16 protein-coding genes are annotated in these 19,786 nt (G+C 73.7%); 10 read left to right on the forward strand and 6 right to left on the reverse strand.

Going from position 1 to position 19,786, the window contains the following annotated elements; genetic code table 11:
• The first annotated feature begins 67 nt into the window (after positions 1-67).
• Entirely contained in the window at positions 68-1,699 is a 1,632-nt protein-coding gene (locus tag ACZ7LE_RS17320) for a serine hydrolase domain-containing protein (protein ID WP_470404467.1), read from the forward strand.
• A gap of 3 nt (positions 1,700-1,702) precedes the next feature.
• Here ACZ7LE_RS17320 and ACZ7LE_RS17325 read toward each other — a convergent pair whose 3' ends face one another.
• Positions 1,703-2,518 carry a class I SAM-dependent methyltransferase gene (locus tag ACZ7LE_RS17325; protein WP_377230583.1) on the reverse strand — a complete coding sequence of 272 codons (816 nt, stop codon included), beginning with the start codon at positions 2,516-2,518 and terminating at the stop codon, positions 1,703-1,705.
• A gap of 380 nt (positions 2,519-2,898) precedes the next feature.
• On the opposite strand from ACZ7LE_RS17325, the gene ACZ7LE_RS17330 reads away from it, so the two are divergent.
• Positions 2,899-4,230 (forward strand): heparan-alpha-glucosaminide N-acetyltransferase domain-containing protein, encoded by a 1,332-nt coding sequence (locus ACZ7LE_RS17330; RefSeq protein WP_470404468.1) that lies wholly within the window; start codon positions 2,899-2,901, stop codon positions 4,228-4,230.
• Positions 4,231-4,295: 65 nt separating this feature from the next.
• On the opposite strand, the gene ACZ7LE_RS17335 is transcribed toward ACZ7LE_RS17330, so the two are convergent.
• Both ACZ7LE_RS17335 and ACZ7LE_RS17340 read right to left on the reverse strand, forming a co-directional pair.
• Positions 4,296-5,180 carry a PhzF family phenazine biosynthesis protein gene (locus tag ACZ7LE_RS17335; RefSeq protein ID WP_470404469.1) on the reverse strand — a complete coding sequence of 295 codons (885 nt, stop codon included), beginning with the start codon at positions 5,178-5,180 and terminating at the stop codon, positions 4,296-4,298.
• 163 nt (positions 5,181-5,343) lie between these two features.
• The gene (locus ACZ7LE_RS17340) at positions 5,344-6,312 is read right to left on the reverse strand and encodes an aldo/keto reductase (protein ID WP_470404470.1); all 969 of its coding nucleotides are present in this window, start codon (positions 6,310-6,312) and stop codon (positions 5,344-5,346) included.
• A 129-nt stretch (positions 6,313-6,441) separates the two neighbouring features.
• Here ACZ7LE_RS17340 and ACZ7LE_RS17345 point away from each other — a divergent pair, with 129 nt between their 5' ends.
• The 4 genes from ACZ7LE_RS17345 (at position 6,442) to ACZ7LE_RS17360 (ending at position 10,286) form a co-directional block, all read left to right on the forward strand.
• On the forward strand, positions 6,442-7,602 hold the full coding sequence (locus ACZ7LE_RS17345; RefSeq protein WP_470404471.1) for a 3-methyladenine DNA glycosylase: 1,161 nt from the start codon (positions 6,442-6,444) through the stop codon (positions 7,600-7,602).
• Positions 7,603-7,769: 167 nt separating this feature from the next.
• Positions 7,770-8,378, forward strand: a complete 609-nt coding sequence (locus ACZ7LE_RS17350; RefSeq protein WP_470404472.1) for a lytic polysaccharide monooxygenase auxiliary activity family 9 protein — start codon at positions 7,770-7,772, stop codon at positions 8,376-8,378.
• A gap of 242 nt (positions 8,379-8,620) precedes the next feature.
• The gene (locus tag ACZ7LE_RS17355) at positions 8,621-9,265 is read left to right on the forward strand and encodes a lytic polysaccharide monooxygenase auxiliary activity family 9 protein (protein ID WP_470404473.1); all 645 of its coding nucleotides are present in this window, start codon (positions 8,621-8,623) and stop codon (positions 9,263-9,265) included.
• A 136-nt stretch (positions 9,266-9,401) separates the two neighbouring features.
• Positions 9,402-10,286, forward strand: a complete 885-nt coding sequence (locus ACZ7LE_RS17360) for a phosphotransferase (protein WP_470404474.1) — start codon at positions 9,402-9,404, stop codon at positions 10,284-10,286.
• Here ACZ7LE_RS17360 and ACZ7LE_RS17365 read toward each other — a convergent pair.
• Positions 10,265-11,545, reverse strand: coding sequence for a DUF418 domain-containing protein (locus ACZ7LE_RS17365; RefSeq protein ID WP_470404475.1), 1,281 nt, complete (start codon positions 11,543-11,545; stop codon positions 10,265-10,267). The genes ACZ7LE_RS17360 and ACZ7LE_RS17365 overlap by 22 nt on opposite strands.
• Before the next feature lie 196 nt (positions 11,546-11,741).
• Here ACZ7LE_RS17365 and ACZ7LE_RS17370 point away from each other — a divergent pair, with 196 nt between their 5' ends.
• Together ACZ7LE_RS17370 and ACZ7LE_RS17375 are read left to right on the forward strand one after the other, a co-directional pair.
• Entirely contained in the window at positions 11,742-12,557 is an 816-nt protein-coding gene (locus ACZ7LE_RS17370; protein ID WP_470404476.1) for a phosphotransferase, read from the forward strand.
• Complete coding sequence (locus ACZ7LE_RS17375; RefSeq protein ID WP_470404477.1) at positions 12,554-13,279, forward strand: AAA family ATPase; 726 nt, start codon at positions 12,554-12,556, stop codon at positions 13,277-13,279. The genes ACZ7LE_RS17370 and ACZ7LE_RS17375 overlap by 4 nt, the downstream gene beginning before the upstream one ends.
• Here the strand turns inward: ACZ7LE_RS17375 and ACZ7LE_RS17380 are convergent.
• The gene (locus ACZ7LE_RS17380) at positions 13,234-13,809 is read right to left on the reverse strand and encodes a CGNR zinc finger domain-containing protein (protein WP_470404478.1); all 576 of its coding nucleotides are present in this window, start codon (positions 13,807-13,809) and stop codon (positions 13,234-13,236) included. The two genes, ACZ7LE_RS17375 and ACZ7LE_RS17380, sit on opposite strands and share 46 nt — an antisense overlap.
• A gap of 39 nt (positions 13,810-13,848) precedes the next feature.
• Between ACZ7LE_RS17380 and ACZ7LE_RS17385 the strand changes: the two genes are divergently transcribed.
• A complete protein-coding gene (locus ACZ7LE_RS17385) occupies positions 13,849-15,006 on the forward strand; it encodes a DMT family transporter (RefSeq protein ID WP_470404479.1) in 1,158 nt (385 codons plus the stop codon).
• Positions 15,007-15,101: 95 nt separating this feature from the next.
• On the opposite strand, the gene ACZ7LE_RS17390 is transcribed toward ACZ7LE_RS17385, so the two are convergent.
• Positions 15,102-16,709, reverse strand: a complete 1,608-nt coding sequence (locus ACZ7LE_RS17390; protein WP_470404480.1) for an HNH endonuclease signature motif containing protein — start codon at positions 16,707-16,709, stop codon at positions 15,102-15,104.
• A gap of 249 nt (positions 16,710-16,958) precedes the next feature.
• Here ACZ7LE_RS17390 and ACZ7LE_RS17395 point away from each other — a divergent pair, with 249 nt between their 5' ends.
• Positions 16,959-19,760 (forward strand): DEAD/DEAH box helicase, encoded by a 2,802-nt coding sequence (locus ACZ7LE_RS17395; protein ID WP_470404481.1) that lies wholly within the window; start codon positions 16,959-16,961, stop codon positions 19,758-19,760.
• The last annotated feature ends 26 nt before the right edge of the window (positions 19,761-19,786 follow it).

Genomic DNA, 19,786 nt, shown 5'->3' on the forward strand with positions numbered 1-19,786 from the left:
CTCCATAGCGTGACGCGCGGGACGACCTGGCCGCGGACGGCGCCGGGCGCGGTGACGAGGAGCTCGGATGACGAACGACCGGATCGGGGCGCGGCGCCTTCGCGCGGCACGGGGCGTTGCGCTCCTGACGGCGGCGGTGATCGCGTTCGCCCCAGCAACAGCAGGGGCAGCGGCAGCTCCGTCGACGGCGGAAACGGCGGCGGCAGCGCCGTCGAGGGCGGCAACGGCCGTCCCGGCGTCCGCAAACGGAACGGCCGCTCCGTTTCGGGAGAGCGTCGTCACGGCAGGGGCGGACGACGCCGCCGTCGACGCGTACCTGGCCGAGTACCTGCGGGTGCACCGCACCCCCGGCCTGGCCCTGGTGACGCTGGCCGACGGCGCCGCGCGCGTGCGGGTGCACGGGACGACGGGCAGCGGTGCCCAGGTCGGCGAGGACACGCCCCTGCGCATCGGCTCGATGAGCAAGGCGTTCACCGCGCTGGCGGTGCTGCAGCAGGTGGACGCCGGACGGTTCGAGCTCGACGACCCGGTCGCCGGGCTGCTCCCCGAGTTCCGGCCGGCCGACGACCGGTACCGCTCGATCACGGTCGAACACCTCCTGACGCACCGGTCGGGGTTGGCCGCGACGGGGCTGGAGTACGCCGCCGAGCCGGCGTCGGCGCCCGCGGAGACCGTCGGCCGGCTCGCGCCCGAGAAGCTGGCCGCCGCGCCGGGGACCACCACCCTGTACAGCAACGCGGGCTACGCGGTGCTGGCGCGCCTCGTCGAGCGCACGGCCGGCGGCCAGGGCGGACCAGGCGATCCAGGCGACGGCGCCGATTTCGGCGAGTACCTGGAGCAGAACGTCTTCGAGCCGCTCGGCATGACCTCCACGACCGTGACCGAGCGGTGCGACACCGAGCCGGCCGGCCTCGACCGGGGCTTCTCCCTGCTGGGCCCCGCACGGGTCGCCGTGCCGGAGCTCCCGCTGGCCTGCGCCGGGAGCGGCGGCATCGTCTCGACTCCGCAAGACATGACGGCCTGGCTGCGGTTCCAGGTGGGCGACGGCGCGTCCGCGACCGGCGAGCGGCTGCTGCGCGCGGAGACCTTCCGCGCGTTCCACGACGTGCCGACGAGCGGCACGGAGTACGGGTACGGCTGGCACGGCACCACGGCCGACGGCGACGACGCGCCGCTGGTCGGGCACGGCGGCACGCTGGCCACCTTCGCGTCCGGGATCGAGTTCTCCCCGCGGACCGGGACCGGCGCCGTGGTGCTCACCAACGCCGCCGGGGACCCCATGGCGCTGACGCACGACGCCGTCGTGGCGGTCGACGGCGGCACGCCCCTGCCGATGACCAACCCGTTCGACCCGTTCAACGCCGTCGTCGTGGGCCTCGCCGTGCTCGCCCTGCTGGGCGGGGTGCTCGTCGCCGTCCGCTCCCGGCGGTGGGCGGAGCGCCGCGCCGCTGGATCCCGGCGCGCCACCGTGCTGCGCCTGGTGCCGCTCGCGCTGGTCGCGCTCCTCGGCGCGGCGCTCCCCTGGCTCGGGGCCACGCTCATGGGCCTGTCCGAACCCGTGGCCGCCTACCGCGTCGTGCTGTGGCTGTACCCGGCCGTGGTGCTGCTGGGCCTGGCCCTCGTGCTGGGGGCGGGCGGCGGGCTCGCCGCCCGCCTCGTCCGGCTCCGGAGCGCTCCGGCCCGGCCCACGCAGGCGTAGGGGTCAGGCGCGCGCCAGGACCTCGCCGTTGAGCACCGCGAACCAGCCGTCCGGGGCCGCGGCCCACTCGCGCCAGCCCTGGGCGAGCTGTTCGAGGGCCACGTCGTCCGCGAGCGCCGAGTCCTTGGCCTGCACGGCGAAGTTGGACTCGGTGCAGCGCTCGGCCCAGAGCCCGCCCCACCACGTGCGGTCGTCCGGGGTGGCGTAGCACCAGACGCTCGCCCCGGGCTCGATCGTGGCGGGGTCGAACCCGGCGTCTCGCACCCAGGAGGCGAGGCGGCGACCGGCGTCCGGCTCGAAGCCATAGGTGTGCGTGACCTCGTGGTAGAGCATGTTCCACTCGGTGAGCTCGGCGGACTCCGGGTACCAGGTCATGGCCTCGTAGTCGGCGTCGCGCACCGCGACGAACCCGCCCGGCTTGGCCACGCGCTTCATCTCGCGCAGGGCCGCGACCGGGTCGGAGAGGTGCTGCAGGAGCTGGTGGGCGAAGACGACGTCGAACGAGTCGTCCTCGAAGGGCAGCTCGTACGCGTTGGCGTGCTCGAAGGTGATGTTCTTGGTGCCGTGCGCGTCGGCGAGGCCGCGGGCCGACTCCAGCACGTCGTCGGAGGCGTCGACGCCCACGACGCTGCCCTGCGTGAGCCGCTCGGCGAAGTCGACGGTGACGGTGCCGGGGCCGCAGCCGACGTCGAGCAGCGTCATGTCCGAGAGCAGGTGCGGCAGCAGGAACGCGGCGGAGTTCGCCGCCGTCCGGCGCCGGTGCGAGCGCAGCACGGACTCGTGGTGCCCGTGCGTGTAGGACTCGGACTCCTTGGACAGGTCGGTCCCCGCGCCCGGGTTGTCGGGGCTCTCCGCGCTCTCCGCGCCGCGGGTCAGGCTCGTGAGGCTGCTGGGGGCGTCGACCGCGTCGATGGGGTCGGTGCCCGCGGGCGTGGTCCGGTCCCGGGCGGGGCCGCCGCTGCCCTCGTTCGCGGGAAACCTGCCGCCGAACGTGTCGCCGAGCTTGTGGCTGGACGCGTCGGTGCGGGCCGTGTCGATGCGAGCGATGTCGTGCTCGTTGGCGCTGCCGGTCATGGCCGCACTGTATGTGCGCCGCGCCACGCTGCACATCCGCGTTCTCATCCTTCGGGACGGCTGTCCGGACGATCACCCGGCGTGGCCCGCGCGCGCCGGTCCGCGCGACGCGCAAGGATGCGCGCATGTCCACGCTCGCCCAGCCGTCCGCCCGCGTGCGGAGCACCCTCCGCGACAACCTGCTCGGCGGCCCGGGCCGCGTGCTCGGCGCCGACATCGCGCGGGGTGTCGCGGTGCTCGGCATGTTCACAGCGCACGTGGGCGTCACCTCGGACGACCTCGGCACGTTCGAGGGCTGGCTCAGCCTCGCGCACGGGCGGTCGTCGATCCTGTTCGCGACGGTCGCCGGGCTCTCCCTGGCCCTGGTCACGGGCGGCTCGACGCCGTTCACCGGCGAGCGGATGCGCACGGCACGCGCCCGGATCCTCGTGCGCGTGGTGCTGCTCCTGGCCCTGGTCGCGGTGCTCGACCTGTTCGGCACGCGCGTGCTGCTCATCCTGGGTTTCTACGCCGCCTACTTCGTGCTCGCGCTGCCGTTCCTGCGCGTGCCGCCGGGCCGGCTGGCGGCGATCGCCCTGCTGGTCGCGGTCGTCGGCCCGGTCCTCGTCTACTACGGCCCCGAGGCGCTGGCCCGCGCCGGGCTGCGAGCGCCGCACGACGGTTCCGGCGCGGCCACCGACTTCCTCCTCACGGGCCACTACCCCGCGCTGGTCTGGATGGCGTACGTGCTCGCCGGGCTCGCGCTGGGCCGCTGCGACCTGCGGTCGCCGACGGTGCACCTGGGCCTCGTGGCGGGCGGGTTCGGGGTGGCCGCCCTGACGGCGGTCGCCTCGGCGGTCCTGGTGGCCGACGCCGGGGGTCTGGCCGCCATCGAGGGGCAGCTCGCCGTGACGTCATCGGAGTTCGCGGCGTCCCCGCCCACCTGGTCGGACCCGTGGCCGCCCGTGTCGGGGCTGTATCTGGAGGGGCCGCACGACGACACGATGTTCGAGGCGATCGGCTCCGGCGGGTTCGCACTGGGCGTGCTCGGGCTGTGCCTGCTGCTCGGCGGGGTGGCGCGGGACGGCTGGTCGGCCGCGCCGTCCCCGGCGGCCGGTCCTGCCGGTCCTGCCAGGGCTGCTGGGGCAGCCGGGGCTGCCGGCGTCGCAGAGCGGAGCGCGGCGCGGGGCGAGGCGCGGCCCGGCGGCGTCCTGCGGGCCGCGCGCGCCGTCGTGCTGACGCTCGTGACGCCGCTGGCCGCCGTCGGCGCGCTGGCCCTGACCGTCTACTCCCTGCAGATCGTCACCATCTGGTGGTGGACCCGCACCTACTGGGACCTCCTCGACCCCGCGACCAACGCGCCGCTGGGCTGGATGGTGCTCGTCACCCTCGTCGTGGCGACGCTGTGGCGGGCCCTGCTGGGCCGGGGCCCGCTGGAGCGCCTGTTCGGGTGGGTCGCCCGGCGGGCTTTCCCGTAGCGGCCGGGCTCTCCCGTAGCGGCCGGGCCGGGCCTCGGGTCCGGCCGCCTGCCTGGACATCACAGCTAGAGCGTTACCTCGCCGACGATCGTCGTGAACGTGTCGCCGCCCACCCACACCTCGCCGTCGGGCAGCTTCGTGACGTGGACGCGCCCGGCGCGCCCCATCGCCGTCCCCTGCGACGCGACGTACGACGACGGCAGCACGTCGCCGGCGAGCCACTGCCCGAGGCCGGCGTTGAGGCTGCCGGTCACCGGGTCCTCCCCCACGCCGATGGACGGGACGAACGCGCGCACCTCGACTGCGGGCGCGTCGGCGCCGGTGCGCGCCGGGTGGCCGCTCGGGTACTCGCCGACCACGCCCAGCTTCAGGTCGCCCATCGCCACGAGGTCGGGCTCCAGGCCGAGCACCACGTCGGCGTCGCGGAGCTGGACCGCGACCCAGCCCGGACCGTTGTCGACCCAGGCCGAGCGGACGACGTCGGACACCTCCAGGCGCAGCGAGCGCGCGATCTGCGCGACGTCGGCGTCGTCGACCGCGCCCGAGCGGGACAGGGGCGGACCGGCGAAGGCGAGGCGCTGCCCCGCACCCGTGTCCTCGCGCCGCACGCGCACCAGGCCCACGCCGCACTCCTGGACCACGTCCTGCCCGCGGGGCACGCCGCCCGCCTCCAGCCAGGCGTGCGCGGTGCCGAGCGTCGGGTGGCCGGCGAAAGGCAGCTCGCCGCCCGGCGTCCAGATCCGCACGCGGTAGTCGGCGCCGGCGGCCTGCCCGGCCTCGGTCGGGTCGAGCAGGAACGTGGTCTCCGAGAGGTTGGTCCAGCGGGCGAAGGCGGCGAGCTGCTCGTCGGTGAGGCCGTCGGCCCCGTGCACGACGGCGACGGGGTTGCCGCCCGTCGGGGTGGCGGAGAAGACGTTGACCTGGCGGAACGGCCGGAACGGGTGGCTCATGCCCGCCACGCTACCCAGCCCGGGTCCCGCGTGTCAGGCCGTCTCGCACGGGTCAGACCGTCTCGCACGTGTCAGCCGCACAGGTCACCCGAGGGATCTGTGCGTCTGACACGTGCGGTGGGGTCTGGCGGGGTCTGAGCGGGGTCTGGCGGGGTCTGACAGGTCAGGCGGGGAAGATCTCGTCCAGCTCGGCGAGGTCGTCGGTCGTCGGGGTCCACGTCCAGGCCTGGGCGTTGCCGCGCACCTGCTCGGGCCGGGTGGCGCCCGCGATCACCGACGACACCTCGGGCCGGGACAGCAGCCAGGAGAAGGCGACGACGGTCTCCGTCACGTCCCGCTCCCGGCAGAACGCCGCGAACTTGTCCAGGGCCGCCCACGGCGCGGTCTCCAGGAGCTGGGGCTTGATCGTGACCAGGCGCGAGCCGTCGGGCCGGGCGCCGCCCGCGTACTTGCCCGTGAGCAGGCCGTTCTCGAGCGGGTGGTACGGCAGCACGCCGATCCCGTACTCCCGCGCGGCGGGCAGCACCTCCCGCTCCAGGCCGCGGGCCAGCAGCGAGTACTTGTTCTGCGCCGAGACGAACCGGGTGCTGCCGCCGCCCAGCCCGCGGGCCACGTGCTCGGCGTCGGCCACCTGCCAGCCGCGGAAGTTCGAGTGACCCACGTACCGGACCTTGCCCGAGCGCACCAGGTCGTCCAGCGCGGCGAGCGTCTCGTCGACCGGGGTCGCCGGGTCGGGCGCGTGGAGCTGGTAGAGGTCGATCCAGTCCGTGCCGAGCCGGCGCAGCGACGCCTCGGCCGCCCGCACGATGTACCGGCGTGACCCGCGCGCCCCGAAGTCCTGGCCGTTCGCGCCGTGCACGTCGAGCCCGAACTTCGTGGCGATCAGCACGTCGTCGCGGCGGCCCTTGAGCGCGGCGCCGAGGAGCTCCTCGGAGAGGCCGGGCCGGGCGCCGTAGGCGTCGGCGGTGTCGAAGAAGGTCACGCCCGCGTCGACCGCGGCGTCGACCAGGGCCGTGGCCCCCTCCGTGGTCTCGGTGACGGTGCCGGGGCGGCCGAGGTTGTTGCACCCCAGGCCGACGACGGGAACGGACAGGCCGGAGCGCCCGAGACGGCGCAGAGGGAGGTCGGACATGGTCGCACCCTATGCGCCGCGCGGTGCCGAGCCGGTGGCGGGCCGGAGACGGGCCGGTGGCGGGCCGGTGCCGAGCCGGTGCCGTGGCCGGCGGCGGGCCGGTGCCGTGGCCCGCCGTACCCTGGACCGGTGACCACAGTCCTCGGCAGGCCGACCGCGGCGCTGCTCCCCGAGGAGTGGCTGCCCCTCGCCGCCGCCCACGCCGAGCGCGCCGACGCGCTCACCGCGGTCTGGCGCGCCGCCCGCACGGCCGGGCGCAAGCACGCGATCGAGGACTTCCTGTTCACGTACTACCCCACGCGCATCGCGCACCTGCGGCGCTGGCACCCGGGCGCGGGCGTCGCGCTCGCGCTGCCCGACGGCGGGGAGGCGGTCGGCCCGACGGCGGTCGGCCCGACGGTGCCCGGTCCGACGGTCGGCCAGGCGGCGTCCGGAAACCCGGCGGCGTCCGAGAACTCGGCTGCCCGGAACTCGGCGGCGTCCGGAAACCCGGCGGCGTCCGGGAACCCGGCGGCCGGAGCCGGCGCGCCCGACCCGGAGGACCGCGCCGCGTGGCGGTGGCACCGGACGTCCCGGCCGGACGACGGCACACCGGCCGCCGTCACGCTCGACCGCGACACGTTCCTCGCCGACCGCGGCGACACCGTGCGGTACGTCCGCGAGCTGCTGTCGGCGACGGCGTCGCGGCCCGGCACGTTCGGCTGCTTCGGGTTGCACGAGTGGGCCATGGTCTACCGCGACCGCGAGGCGGGCCGCGACCAGCGGCACCCCCTGCCGCTCCGGCTCGGGCACGAGGGCACCGACGCCGTGGTCGAGGCCAACCCCGTGCGCTGCTCGCACTTCGACGCGTTCCGGTTCTTCACGCCGGAGGCGACGGCGCGCAACCAGCTCCGGCCGACGCGCGCCGCCCAGGCGGGTATGGAACAGCCCGGCTGCCTGCACGCCAACATGGACCTCTACAAGTGGTGCCTCAAGCTCGGCCCGGCCGTGCCCGGCGACCTGCTGCTCGACGCGTTCGAGCTGGCCCGCGACATCCGCTGGACCGACATGGCGGCCTCCCCGTACGACGTCTCCGAGTACGGCGTCGCGGCCGTCCCGATCGAGACGCCCGACGGCAAGGCCGAGTACGTGCAGCGGCAGCGCGACTTCGCGCGCCGGTCGGGCGCGCTCCGGGAGCGGCTGGTCCAGGCCTGCGACACGGTGCTCGACACGGTGCCCGACACCGCGTTCGACGCTGTGCCCGACACCGCGTTCGACGCTGTGCCCGACACCGCGTTCGACACGCCGTAACCGGCGTCGACCCGCGCTTTTCGAGCCCGCACCCGTACGTAGTTGCCCTACTTGTCGGCGGGCCATCCTCCTTTCTAGCGTCGTGCCTGTCGCACCCCAGCACTCAGGAGCACCCCAGGCAACTCCCAACTTCGCAGTCCCCACCGACAGAACACGAGGTGAGCCCCATGAGAGTCACCGCACCGCAGACACCCGTCGCCAGAGTCCTGCTCGGCGTCCTCGCCGTCCTGGCCCTGACCCTGACGGCGCTGGTCGCCACACCGAACGCCCTGACCCCCCGGGCCGAGGCCCACGGCTGGGTCGTCTCGCCGCCGAGCCGGCAGGACCACTGCGCCAAGCGGACCGTCAGCTGGTCCTGCAACGGCGTCGAATGGGAGCCGCAGAGCGTGGAGGCGCCGAAGGGGTCGATGCTCTGCTCCGGCGGCAGCCGCTTCACCACGCTGGACAACAGCTCCCTGGCATGGCCCCGCACCAGCATCAGCAGCACGCACACCTTCCGATGGACGCTGACGGCCTTCCACCGGACGGCGAGCTGGGAGTACTTCGTGGACGGCCGGCTCTTCAAGACGGTGAACGACAACGGCGCCACACCGCCCGCGACGGTCACGCACACCCTCACGGGCCTGCCGAGCGGCAACCACACGATCCTCGCCCGCTGGAACGTGTACGACACCGCCATGGCGTTCTACGCCTGCATGGACGTCAACATCGGTGGTGGCAGCCCGAGCGCCGGCCAGACGGCGGTCAGCGGCCGCCTGCTAGCCGCCCACCTCTGACTCCCGGCGGCTAGACCGACCCACGACCCACGTCCCACCCACGACCAGCCGGCTGACTCGCCACGCGGAATAGGCCGAGTCAGTCGGCTGGTCCGTGCATGACGACCCGCTCACAGGCGTCCGCAGCCGAAAATACGGGGAACCGCGTACGAATTCACCCTCATTGTCAGCAAAGCGACCATTTCCTAGGTTCGATGCCTACCCAGGAAATTTCACCCGCTCGTACGACGGAAGGCATCACCGTGAACCGTGCACGAACCGCCAGCCCGCAGACCCGCCTCCTGCTCTCCGCGCTCGCCGCCCTGGCACTCGCGGCGGCCTTCCTCACCGCCGCGCCGGGCGCGCTGCTGCCGCAGGCGCAGGCCCACGGCTGGATCACCAGCCCCCCGAGCCGCGCGGACCACTGCGCGTCCGGCACCGTGAGCTTCGACTGCGGCGGCCTCCAGTACGAGCCGCAGAGCGTCGAGGCACCGAAGGGCTCCACGCAGTGCTCGGGCGGCAGCGGCTTCACCGTGGTCGACGACGACTCGCTGCCCTGGCCGCGCACCACCATCGGCGGCGACACCACGTTCCGCTGGCAGATCACGGCCCGGCACTCCACGTCCACCTGGGAGTACTTCGTGGACGGCCAGCTCTTCAAGACCGTGGACGACGGCGGCGCCCAGCCCGGCGCGACCGTCGAGCACACGCTGAGCGGCCTGCCGGCCGGTGACCACACGATCCTGGCCCGCTGGAACATCGCGGACACCGTGAACGCGTTCTACCAGTGCGTCGACGTCACCGTGACCGGTGCCGCCGCGGCCGACGCCGGCACCGACGCCGGCGCGGGCACGGGCGCGCAGGCGCCGGCGGCCCTCGACACGCGCGGGGCGCTGACCGCCGTCTGACACCCACTGACCATCCGGGGCCGGGTGCCCGACGCCGATCAGCGCGCCGGGCACCCGGCCCCGTCGTGTCACCCAGTGCCCTGCGGCATCACGAACCGGTCGCCATTTTTCACCCGCTCTATGGGAGGATGGTGCCGTGTCGAGCACAGTGGTCGGCATCGGTCCGACACCCGTCGAAGTACCGCCCGTCATGCACGACCTGGCTGGACGACTGCGGCCGGCCGCGACGGTCGTTCCCGTGTGGCGCAACGAGTACGGCGGTTTCACCGCCCGGCTCGAGGACGGGCGGCCACCCGGCCCGGCGTCGGACACCGCCGGCCGGAGCACTTACCTCAAGTGGGTCCCCCGCTCCTCGGCCTGCCCCGACCCGTTCGCCGAGGCGGACCGGCTGACCTGGGCCGGATCGTTCACGGCGGTGCCCCGCGTGCTCGCCGTGGGACGCGACCCGCGCGGGTCCTGGCTGCTGACCGAGACCGTCGAGGTGGGCGGCACGCTCGCCACGTCCGCCATCGAACCCCGCTGGCGCGCCCTCGCGAAGCGTTCGGCGATCGCCGTCGGCCTGGGCCTGCGCCGGTTCCACGACGCGCTGCCCATCGACACCTGCCCGTTCGTCCGCACGGCCGAGCTGCGCGTCGCCGCCCTTCCGACCGGCACGGCGGCCCGTCCGTCGATCACGACGACGCTGGGCACCCCGCCGCGGGTGGACCGGCTCGTCGTGTGCCACGGCGACGCGACCGTGCCGAACACGCTGCTCGACCGCGCCGGACGGTTCGCGGCCCACGTCGACGTCGGCGACCTGGGCGTGGCCGACCGCTGGTCCGACATCGCGGTCACCACCCGGAGCGTCACGCGCCGCTACGGCCCCGGGCTGGAGCCACTGGTCCTGGCCGCCTACGGCGTCGCGCCGGACCTCGAACGCACCCGCTACTACCGGGCCCTCTGGGACGCCGAGGAGGCACTCCGGGTGCGGCGCGTCGGCCAGCAGCCCGGCCCGCGACGTCACCTGCGGCCCGCGTCGTAGACACGGTGCATCACGAGTTCGATCGGGCCGCGGTGCCACCTACGGAGCCACAGGGGCGCCGCCACCATCAGCGTCAGCGAGATCGCAGCCCAGATCAGGACGACCTGCCACGGGTCGCCCCCGGCCAGACCAAGACCCCAGTCGAAGCAGATCACCGAGGCGAGCACGTTCTGCAGCACGTAGCAGGACAGCGCGGTCCGCCCGACCCCCTCGACGCCGCGCCGCAGCAGGCTCGGCGGGCTACCCGGCCGCAGGCGGGCGACGAGCGTGGTGCCCAGCGCGAGGATCCCGAGCGCCACCAGCGGCGGGACGAGGTAGCGGTCCACGAGGACCCAGCTGGGCCCGGCCCACGTCGTCAGCGCGTTCAGCGGGACCCCGGCCCCCAGCCCGACCCACGCGAGGCGGCGACGCAGCCGCGCCCCCTCGGCCGTCGTCGAGAACATCCCCGCGCGGACGAGCCGCGAACCCACCAGGAACAGCACCGTGGCCGACGGCACGATGAGGAGCAGCTCGATCCGGAACACGTCCATGTGCGTGAGCCGCACCACGACCTGGTCCAGCCAGCTCGCCGTCGACAGGCTCGCGACGCCGTCGCCCGCGGCGGTCGTCGTCTCGCCCTGCCCGGCCTGCCCGACTCCACCCTGCCCGTCGCTGCCCTGCCCGCCCTCGGCCTGAGCGCCCGAGGTGCCGACCAGGAGCGCGGTGAGCGCCACGATCGCCGCGACGTAGACGCCGGCCACCACGCCGCCCCAGGCGCGCACCACACGGTCGCTGCGCCCGACCAACCAGGCGGCGAGCAGCGAGGCGATCGCGTACCCCATGAGCACGTCGAACTCGAAGACCAGCACGTAGTGCAGCAGGCCCTCGACGAAGAGGATCGCGGCCCGGAGCACGTACCGACCAGGCCACGGCAGACCCCGCCGCACCGTGGAGCGGTACTGCAGCTCGAGCCCCACCCCGAAGAGCAGCGTGAGCAGCGCGAGGAACTTCCCGTTGGACAGGGCCTGCAGCACGGTCCGCACCGGGTCGTCCGTGGCGAAGCCGTCCGAGAGCCACGCCGCCGGTCCGCCCGGCGTGCTGAACAGCCAGATGTTGCTGGCGAGGGTGCCGAGAATCGCGATCCCGCGCAGGACGTCGAGCGCGAGGATCCGACCGGACGCGCCCGTCGGGATCGGCGCGACGGACGGGGCGGACGGCGAGGCGGACAGGACGGACGAGGTCGCTGGTGTGGCCGTGCTCGACGGCTCGTGGGCGGGCATGGACCGAGCCTGTCGCGGACCGGGCACGACGGCGTCAGCCATCCGGCCGATCTCCGCACGGCGGTGTACATCGTTCGGAGGAGGCACGTCGGAGGAGGCACGTCGCGGGCCACCTGCGGAGACGCCGGGGCAACCGTCGCCGCCACCAGCGGAATTCACCTCGTGGACACCGGCCCCGGTCTGCCACCCTGGGCCCATGACGATCCCCGCCGAAGCGGTCTCGGTGCCCGACGTCGTGCGCGAGCTGGCCGGCGACGGAGCCCTCACGCCGGCCTGGCGCAACGAGCTGGGCGGCCTGACCTTCCGGGTCGACCCGCCGGCACACCCCACGACGCACGTGACGGGCCGTGCACCGTCGTCCGCCTACTACGTCAAGTGGATGCCTTTCTCGGACCGGGCCACGACCGAACGGGTCGACCTGGAGAACGAGGCCGCGCGGATGCGCTGGGCCGAGACCTGGACGCCGGTGCCGCACGTCCTCGACATCGGCTCCGACGCCGAGGCGAAGTGGCTGGTCACGACCGCGATGCCCGCCCGCTCCGCCGTCGACCCGCGCTGGCTCGCCGAGCCGGAGACCGCCGCCCGGGCCATCGGGGCCGGTCTCCGCGCGCTGCACGACGTGCTGCCCGTCGACGAGTGCCCGTGGACCTGGAGCATCGAGGACCGCATGGCGATCGCCGAGGACCGGGCGGCCCGGGGTCACGCCGCCGACGGGTGGTCGGCCGAGGCGCGGGCGCGCCTGGCGGACGCACCCGAGCACGACCGGGTCGTCGTCTGTCACGGCGACGCCTGCGCGCCCAACACCCTGCTCGCCGACGACGGCACCTGGTTCGGGCACGTGGACCTCGGCGGGCTCGGCGTCGCCGACCGCTGGGCCGACCTCGGCGTCGCCACCTACAGCCTGGGGTGGAACTACGGCCCCGGGTACGACCACCTGGTCTACGAGGCGTACGGGATCGACGAGGACCCGGAGCGAGTCGCCTGGTACCGCCTCCTGTGGGACCTCGGATGAGCGGGACCGAGCGCCGGACCGGCGCCCCCGCCGCCGCCGACGCCGACGCCGACGCGGGAACCGTCGCCCCGGGCCTGCTCGTCGTGACCGGGCCGCCCGGCTCCGGCAAGTCCACGGTGTCCGAGGCCCTGGCCGACCGCTGGGAGCCGAGCGTGCTCGTGGAGGGCGACGCGTTCTTCCGCTTCCTGCGCCGCGGGATGATCCCGCCCTGGCTCCCGGAGTCGCACGCCCAGAACGACACGACGGTCCGCGCGGCCGCGGCCGCCGCAGGCGGTTTCGCCGCCGGCGGCATGGCCGTGGTCTACGACGGCGTGATCGGGCCGTGGTTCCTGCCCACGTTCGCGCGGCTCGCCGGCGTCGCGGTGCTCGACTACGTGGTGCTGCTGCCGCCTGTGGAGGTCTGCCTGCAGCGGGTCGAGACGCGGACGGGCCACGGCTTCACGGACCTCGATGCCGCCCGGCACATGCACGACGACTTCGTCCGGGCGACGACACCACGCCCCGGCTCGACGGTCACCGGCGCGCGCACCGACAGCGCGGGCACCAACAGCGCAGGCACCGACAGCACGGGCGCCCCACCCGGAGCCGTGCTGACCGAGCTGCCGGACGACGTCGCCGGGGTGGCCGACGCGATCGTCGCGGCCATGGCCTCGGGCCGGTCGCGCTATGCCGTCGATCAGGACACCGTCGACCCCACCACCGACCCCACCGCCGACGCCTGATCCGCGCGCCGGGCGCGGTGGGCGGCCTGGGCGTTGCGGTTGCTGCACGTGGTGGAGCAGTAGCGCCGCGACCGGTTGCGGGACAGGTCCAGGACGATCCCCTGGCAGTCGTCGTCGGCGCACACCGCGAGGCGGGAGAGCTCGTCGTCCCGGATCACGTCGATCATGGCCATCGCCGTCTCGACCAGGATCCGCGTGGCCAGCGGCGCGTCGCTCGGCACGGCGTGGATGTGCCAGTCGGCGGGCGGGTGCCGCACGAGCTGCGGCACCGCCCCGGCGGCGGACAGCATGCCGTTCACCAGAGCGACGGCCGCGTCGCGGTCGGCGGTGAGCAGCTCGCGCAGCCGCGGCTGCAGCGCCAGCACCTCTTCCAGCTCGGCCTGCGTGCCGTCGTGCCGCCCCGTGTAGCCCTGCCCGGCGAAGAACGCGTCCAGGTCGGCCACGGTCTCGATCGTGACCGGTGGCTCGCCTGCGTTCACGAGCACGACGGCGGCCTGGAGCGACTCCTCAGTGTCATGAGTGAAAACCACGTTGACACATTACTCGCTCCGCCCATAGCGTCAGGACCCATGGGCGCTGTGACACCTGACATCAACGGGCCGGTCCCCGGTAAGCCGAGCCTCGACGCAACGGCCGTGCGCGGGTTCCGCGGGCTCCGCAGCGTTCGGCCCCGGCTGTCGCGCCGGCTCACGCTGGGCCTGGTGTTCGCCGGTGCCTCGGCGGTGGCGTTCAGCCTGTCCGGGGTGTTCGCCAGCGGACTCCTGGACACGGGCTGGAGCCCGGGCGCGATGGTCCTGGTCCGCGTGGCGATCGCCGCACTGGTGGTGCTGCCGCTCGGCATCGTGTCGCTGCGCGGCGACTGGGAGCCGGTCCGCCGCAACCTCGGGCTCATCGCGGTCTACGGCGCGGTGTCGGTCGCGGGCTGCCAGTTCGCCTACTTCTCCGCGGTGCAGCACATGCCTGTCGGGCCTGCCCTGCTCATCGAGTACACGGCGCCAGCCGCCGTGGTGCTCTGGTTCTGGCTCCGGCACGGTCAGCGCCCGACGCGGGCGACAATCGGCGGCACGCTGCTCGCCGCCGTCGGCCTCGTGCTCGTGCTGAACCTGGTCTCGGGCACCCCGGGCGCCACGGCCGTCGACCCGGTCGGCATCGCGTGGGCCCTGGTCGCGATGCTCGGCGTCTCGACGTACTTCGTCATCAACGCGAACGTCGACACCGGTCTGCCGCCGCTCGCCCTGGCAGCCGGCGGACTGACGACCGCAGCCTTGGCGCTGGGCCTGCTCGGCGCGACCGGGCTCATGCCGCTGGAGTACAGCACCGTCTCGCCGGTGTACGCGGGTACGGCGGTGCCGTGGTGGCTGCCGCTCGTCGGCCTCGGCGTGATCACGGCCGCGTTCGCCTACGTCGCAGGCATCGCCGCGGGCCGGCTCCTGGGCCCCCGGCTGTCGTCCTTCGTCGGGCTGTTCGAGGTGGTCTCCGCCATCGGCTTCGCCTGGCTGCTGCTCGGCGAGCTGCCGCAGCCGATCCAGCTCGTGGGCGGGGTCCTGATCCTCGCCGGCGTGGTCGCGGTGCAAGCCGGCGAGAAACGGGTCGACGCCGGGCCCCCGCACCCCGAGCCCACGAAGGGTGAGCCCGTGAACGCAAGCCTGACGAACACCGACCTGGCCAGCACCGACCCGGCCAGCACCGACCCGGCCAGCACCGACCCGGCCGGCACGGACCGGTAGCCCTGGGGCAAGCCTCGGGATGGCGGCCCCAGACGACGGGCCACGTGCCGAGCCACCTGTGCACCCGTGGGACGCACAGCCCAGGCGCGTCACGTTCATGCCGCCCGGTCCGGTGGCGCGTCGGCTCCGAGGCGGGCAGTGGACCCGACCGGTGCGCCGGGATCAGCGATCACCCGGCCGTGCCGGTCCGCGAAGGCCCACCCGCCGACACCCTCTCGCCAACGCATGGTGACGCCGGTCGTGTCGACCAGGTCGTGATGGTGGTAGCAGAGCAGCGCACCGTTGGCGACGGAGGTCTCGCCGCCGTCGGCCCAGTGCCGGACGGCGTGATGGACCTCGCACCGCGCCGGCGGCTGATCGCACGACGGATACACGCAGTGCCGATCACGGGCGATCACCGCCCTGCGCATCTGGCCGGTCACCGTCCGGTGTGCTCGACCGACGTCGAGCACCGCGCCGTCCGCACCGAACACCACGCGCGTGATGGCGCTGTCGCACGCCAGCCGCCGAAACAGGCTCCTCGGAATGACACTGTCGCGTCCGTCTCCGGTCAGGGTCGGTGGCACCGAGTCGAAGGCCGCTCCCGACCGCACAGGCCCGGCGTTCCCCGTACCTGCCGGCACGCCGCGCACCTCCGCGCCCGCGGCAGCACCACCGGGCACCCGGGTAACCAGTCGTTCCATCTCACCGAGGGACACGAGCACGCTGATCTGCGGCCGCACCGCGGCCCCCGAACCCGTACGACCGTTGTCGAGCGCGGTGCGGGCCAGGTCCGCGAGCGCCTGCGCACGACGCTGGGTCGCCGTTCGTTCGTCACCCGGCGTCGGCTTACCCATCACGGATCCGAGCGCCGCGCTCAGCGCGTGGCCGTGCTCGTCGGTGAGGAACCCCTTGATGTGGAAGCCGTCCAGCGTCTTGGCCAGCTCGAGATGCTCGCGCTCCTTGGCGATGCGGTACCCCCGCTCGTCGGCGTCGGGATCCGCCTGATCGGCGAACCGGTCGACGATGCGCCGGAAACCGTCCGGTGTGTTGAGCTCGACGTGCGTCAAGAGCAGTTCCTCCCGAGTCATCAGCGTGCCCGGCGGCCTGCCTCCTGCCGCCTCGCCCGCACCGTCGCCGTCGCCCTCGCCGTCACCTTCGCGGTCACCGGGCTGTACGCCCCCGATCACCTCGAGTTCGGTCACGCCAGGGTCGACCAGAACCTCGTCCGCGAGCGCCTCCGCGCGCAGGTCCGAGGTCGGGGCCTTGTCGATCATCGCGCGCAGCTGCTCGGGCCCCACCCGGCCCGCAAGGGCCCCGGCGAGCGTCGCCGGCAGGTGGGCCGCGAGGCGACGTCCGGCCTTCACGTCCCGGCTTGCCGTCCCGAACCGCACGCCCTCCCTCCGGGACAACCAGGCCGGAAAGGTGCGCGACCCGTCCGCCGCCCACAGGCCGTGCGCCTCGATCCGGGGCAGCCACGACACGCGCAGGACGTCGAGGCGGTGCAGCGCCTTGCGCAGCGCTGGCGAAAGCACGGTCAGCCGGTCCGAGACAGCACCCACGCCGACACCGAACCGTTCCTGCGCGTCCAGAGCCTCCGGACCACCGACGTCCACCAGCTCGTCCACGATCCGTTCCAGGTCGGCGACGACGTCCGCCACCTCACGCGAGGGACGTGTCCCGCCGCCCGCCGACTGCACCATCTCGCTCGCCACGGCCGTCACCTCCCGTCATCGCGCCGCACCACCACAGACCTGAAACCAGCCCGAACACGACCAACATATAGAACAGAAATCCGTAACGGAGTCCAGAAATCAAATCTGTGCACAACACGGCCAAGAGGCCACCTGTGGTCGCGCTCCTCCTGGCCCAACGACGGCGAGAGGGTCTCTCGCCGGGTCGCATGAGCTCCATCGGCTCGCCCCACCCACTTCACCCACCTGCAGGAACCGCCTGCAAGAATGGGCAGCACCATGACCGCGCCCTCCTCGACGACGTCGACAACCTCGACCGCCCCCTCCGCCACCGACCGCCCGGCCTCGTCGTCGGGGGCCCCGAGGCCCGCGGGGACCCTGATCCCGTACCTGCCCGCGCCCACGGGCAAGGACCCCGACCCGGACGTCCTGTTCGAGAGGTTCGGCGAGTGGGCCGCGGCAGGCGGGCGCGCGCTCTACCCGCACCAGGAGGAGGCCCTCCTGGAGGTCATGACGGGGTCCCACGTGGTCCTCGCGACGCCCACGGGCTCCGGCAAGTCGATGGTGGCCATGGGCGCCCAGTTCGCCGCCCTGGCGGCCCACCGCTCCGGGCGCGGCGGCCGCACGTACTACACGGCTCCGCTCAAGGCGCTGGTCAGCGAGAAGTTCTTCGACCTCGTCGCCGCGTTCGGCTCCAAGAACGTCGGCATGATGACGGGCGACTCCGCCGTCAACCCGGACGCCCCGATCATCTGCTGCACCGCCGAGATCCTCGCGAACCTCGCGCTGCGCCGGGGCGACGCCGCGGACGAGACCGACACCGCCGCGGACGACGACGCCATCGCGCAGGTCGTCATGGACGAGTTCCACTACTACGGCGACCCGCAGCGCGGCTGGGCCTGGCAGGTGCCCCTGCTGGAGCTCACGAACACCCAGTTCATCCTGATGAGCGCCACCCTCGGCGACACCACCCGGCTGCGCGAGGACCTCGAGGAGCGCACGGGACGGCCCGTCGCCGAGGTCGCGGGCGCCGAGCGCCCCGTCCCACTCACCTTCTCCTACGTGGTGGAGCCGCTCACCGAGGTGATCCAGGAGCTGGTGACCACGCACCGCGCCCCGGTGTACGTCGTGCACTTCACGCAGAAGGACGCCGTCGACCGGGCGCAGTCCCTGCTGTCGATGAACGTCTCCAGCAAGTCCGAGAAGGAGGCGATCATCGCGGAGATGGGCGCCTTCCGGTTCGGCACCGGGTTCGGCAAGATCCTCAGCAAGTTCCTGCGGCACGGCGTGGGCGTGCACCACGCGGGCATGCTGCCCAAGTACCGCCGCCTCGTGGAACGCCTGACACAGAAGGGCCTGCTCAAGGTCGTGTGCGGCACCGACACCCTCGGTGTCGGCATCAACGTGCCCATCCGCACCGTGCTCCTCACGAGCCTCGTCAAGTTCGACGGCGAGCGCATGCGCCACCTCAGCGCGCGCGAGTTCCACCAGATCGCGGGGCGCGCGGGCCGCGCCGGGTACGACACCGTGGGCGAGGTGCTCGTCATGGCGCCCGAGCACGTCATCGAGAACCGGAAGATCCTGGCCAAGGCCGGCGACGACCCGAAGAAGCTCAAGAAGATCGTGCGCAAGAAGGCGCCGTCGGGCAGCGTGAACTGGACCGACGCCACGTTCGAGCGCCTGCGGGACGCCGACCCGGAGCCCCTGGTCTCCCAGTTCCGCGTGAACCACGCGATGGTGCTCAACGTGCTGGCCCGCGCCTCCAGCCACGGCAGCACGGGCAACGCCGGCGCGACCGACCCCGTCGACGCCATGCGTCACCTCCTGACCGCCAACCACGACTCGGAGACGCAGCAGGCCGAGCACGTGCGCCAGGCGTTCCGCATCTACCGCTCGCTGCGGCTCGCGGGCGTCGTGGAGAAGGTCCGGGTGCCGGACGGCGACGGCGGCCTGCGGCCGTCCGCCCGCCTCATGGTGGACCTGCCCCGCGACTTCGCGCTGAACCAGCCGCTGTCCCCGTTCGCGCTGGCGGCCATGGACCTGCTCGACGTCGAGAGCCCGACGCACGCGCTCGACGTCGTCTCCGTGATCGAGGCCACCCTGGACGACCCGCGCCAGGTGCTCATGGGCCAGCAGAACCGGGCCCGCGGTGAGGCCGTCGCGGCCATGAAGGCCGAGGGGCTGGAGTACGAGGAGCGCATGGAGCTGCTGGAGGAGGTCACGTGGCCCAAGCCGCTGGCCGACCTCCTGGAGCCCGCCTTCCAGACCTACCGGCGCACCAACCCGTGGGTCGCGGACGCCGAGCTGTCACCCAAGTCCGTGGTGCGCGACATGGTCGAGAAGGCCATGACGTTCGCCGAGATCGTCAGCGTCTACGGGCTGGAGCGCACCGAGGGCGTGGTGCTGCGCTACCTCGCCGACGCCTTCCGGGCCGTGCGCCAGGTGGTTCCCGACGAGCACCGCACCGAGGAGGTGCAGGAGATCATCGAGTGGCTCGGCGAGCTCGTGCGCGGCGTGGACTCCTCCTTGCTCGACGAGTGGGAGCGCTTGGCCAACCCCGTGGACGACGATGCCGACCTCGTGACGGACGGCGAGCTGGCCGACGCCGGGGCCGAGGCCCCCGTGCGGCCCGTCACCGGCAACCCGCGCGCGTTCCGGCGCCTGGTCCGCAACGCGATGTTCCGCCGCGTCGAGCTCGTCGCCCGCGAGGCCTACTCCGCACTCGCCGCACTGGACCAGGGCTGGGACGCCGACGCGTGGGGCGACGCCCTGGACCCGCTGTTCGAGGAGCAGGGTGACGACGCCGTCGGCATCGGCCCCGAGGCCCGCTCAGCCGCGCTCCTGACCATCCTGGAGCCGGGCGCGGAGCTGCCGCGCGGCAGCTCCGGTAGCGGCAGCTCCGGTACCGGCGAGCCGGACGGCGAGACCGGCCGCGTCGAGCCCGGTACCTGGTGGGTGCGGCAGGTGCTCGACGACGCCGACCGCAACCGCGACTGGGCCATCACCGCGCGGATCGACCTGGCGGCGAGCGACGAGGCCGGCGAGGTGGTGCTGACGGTGGTCGCCGTCGGCCAGGTCTAGCAGCCGCCGCGGGAAGTTTTCCCGGG

The organism is Promicromonospora sp. NPDC110617 (assembly GCF_055598465.1).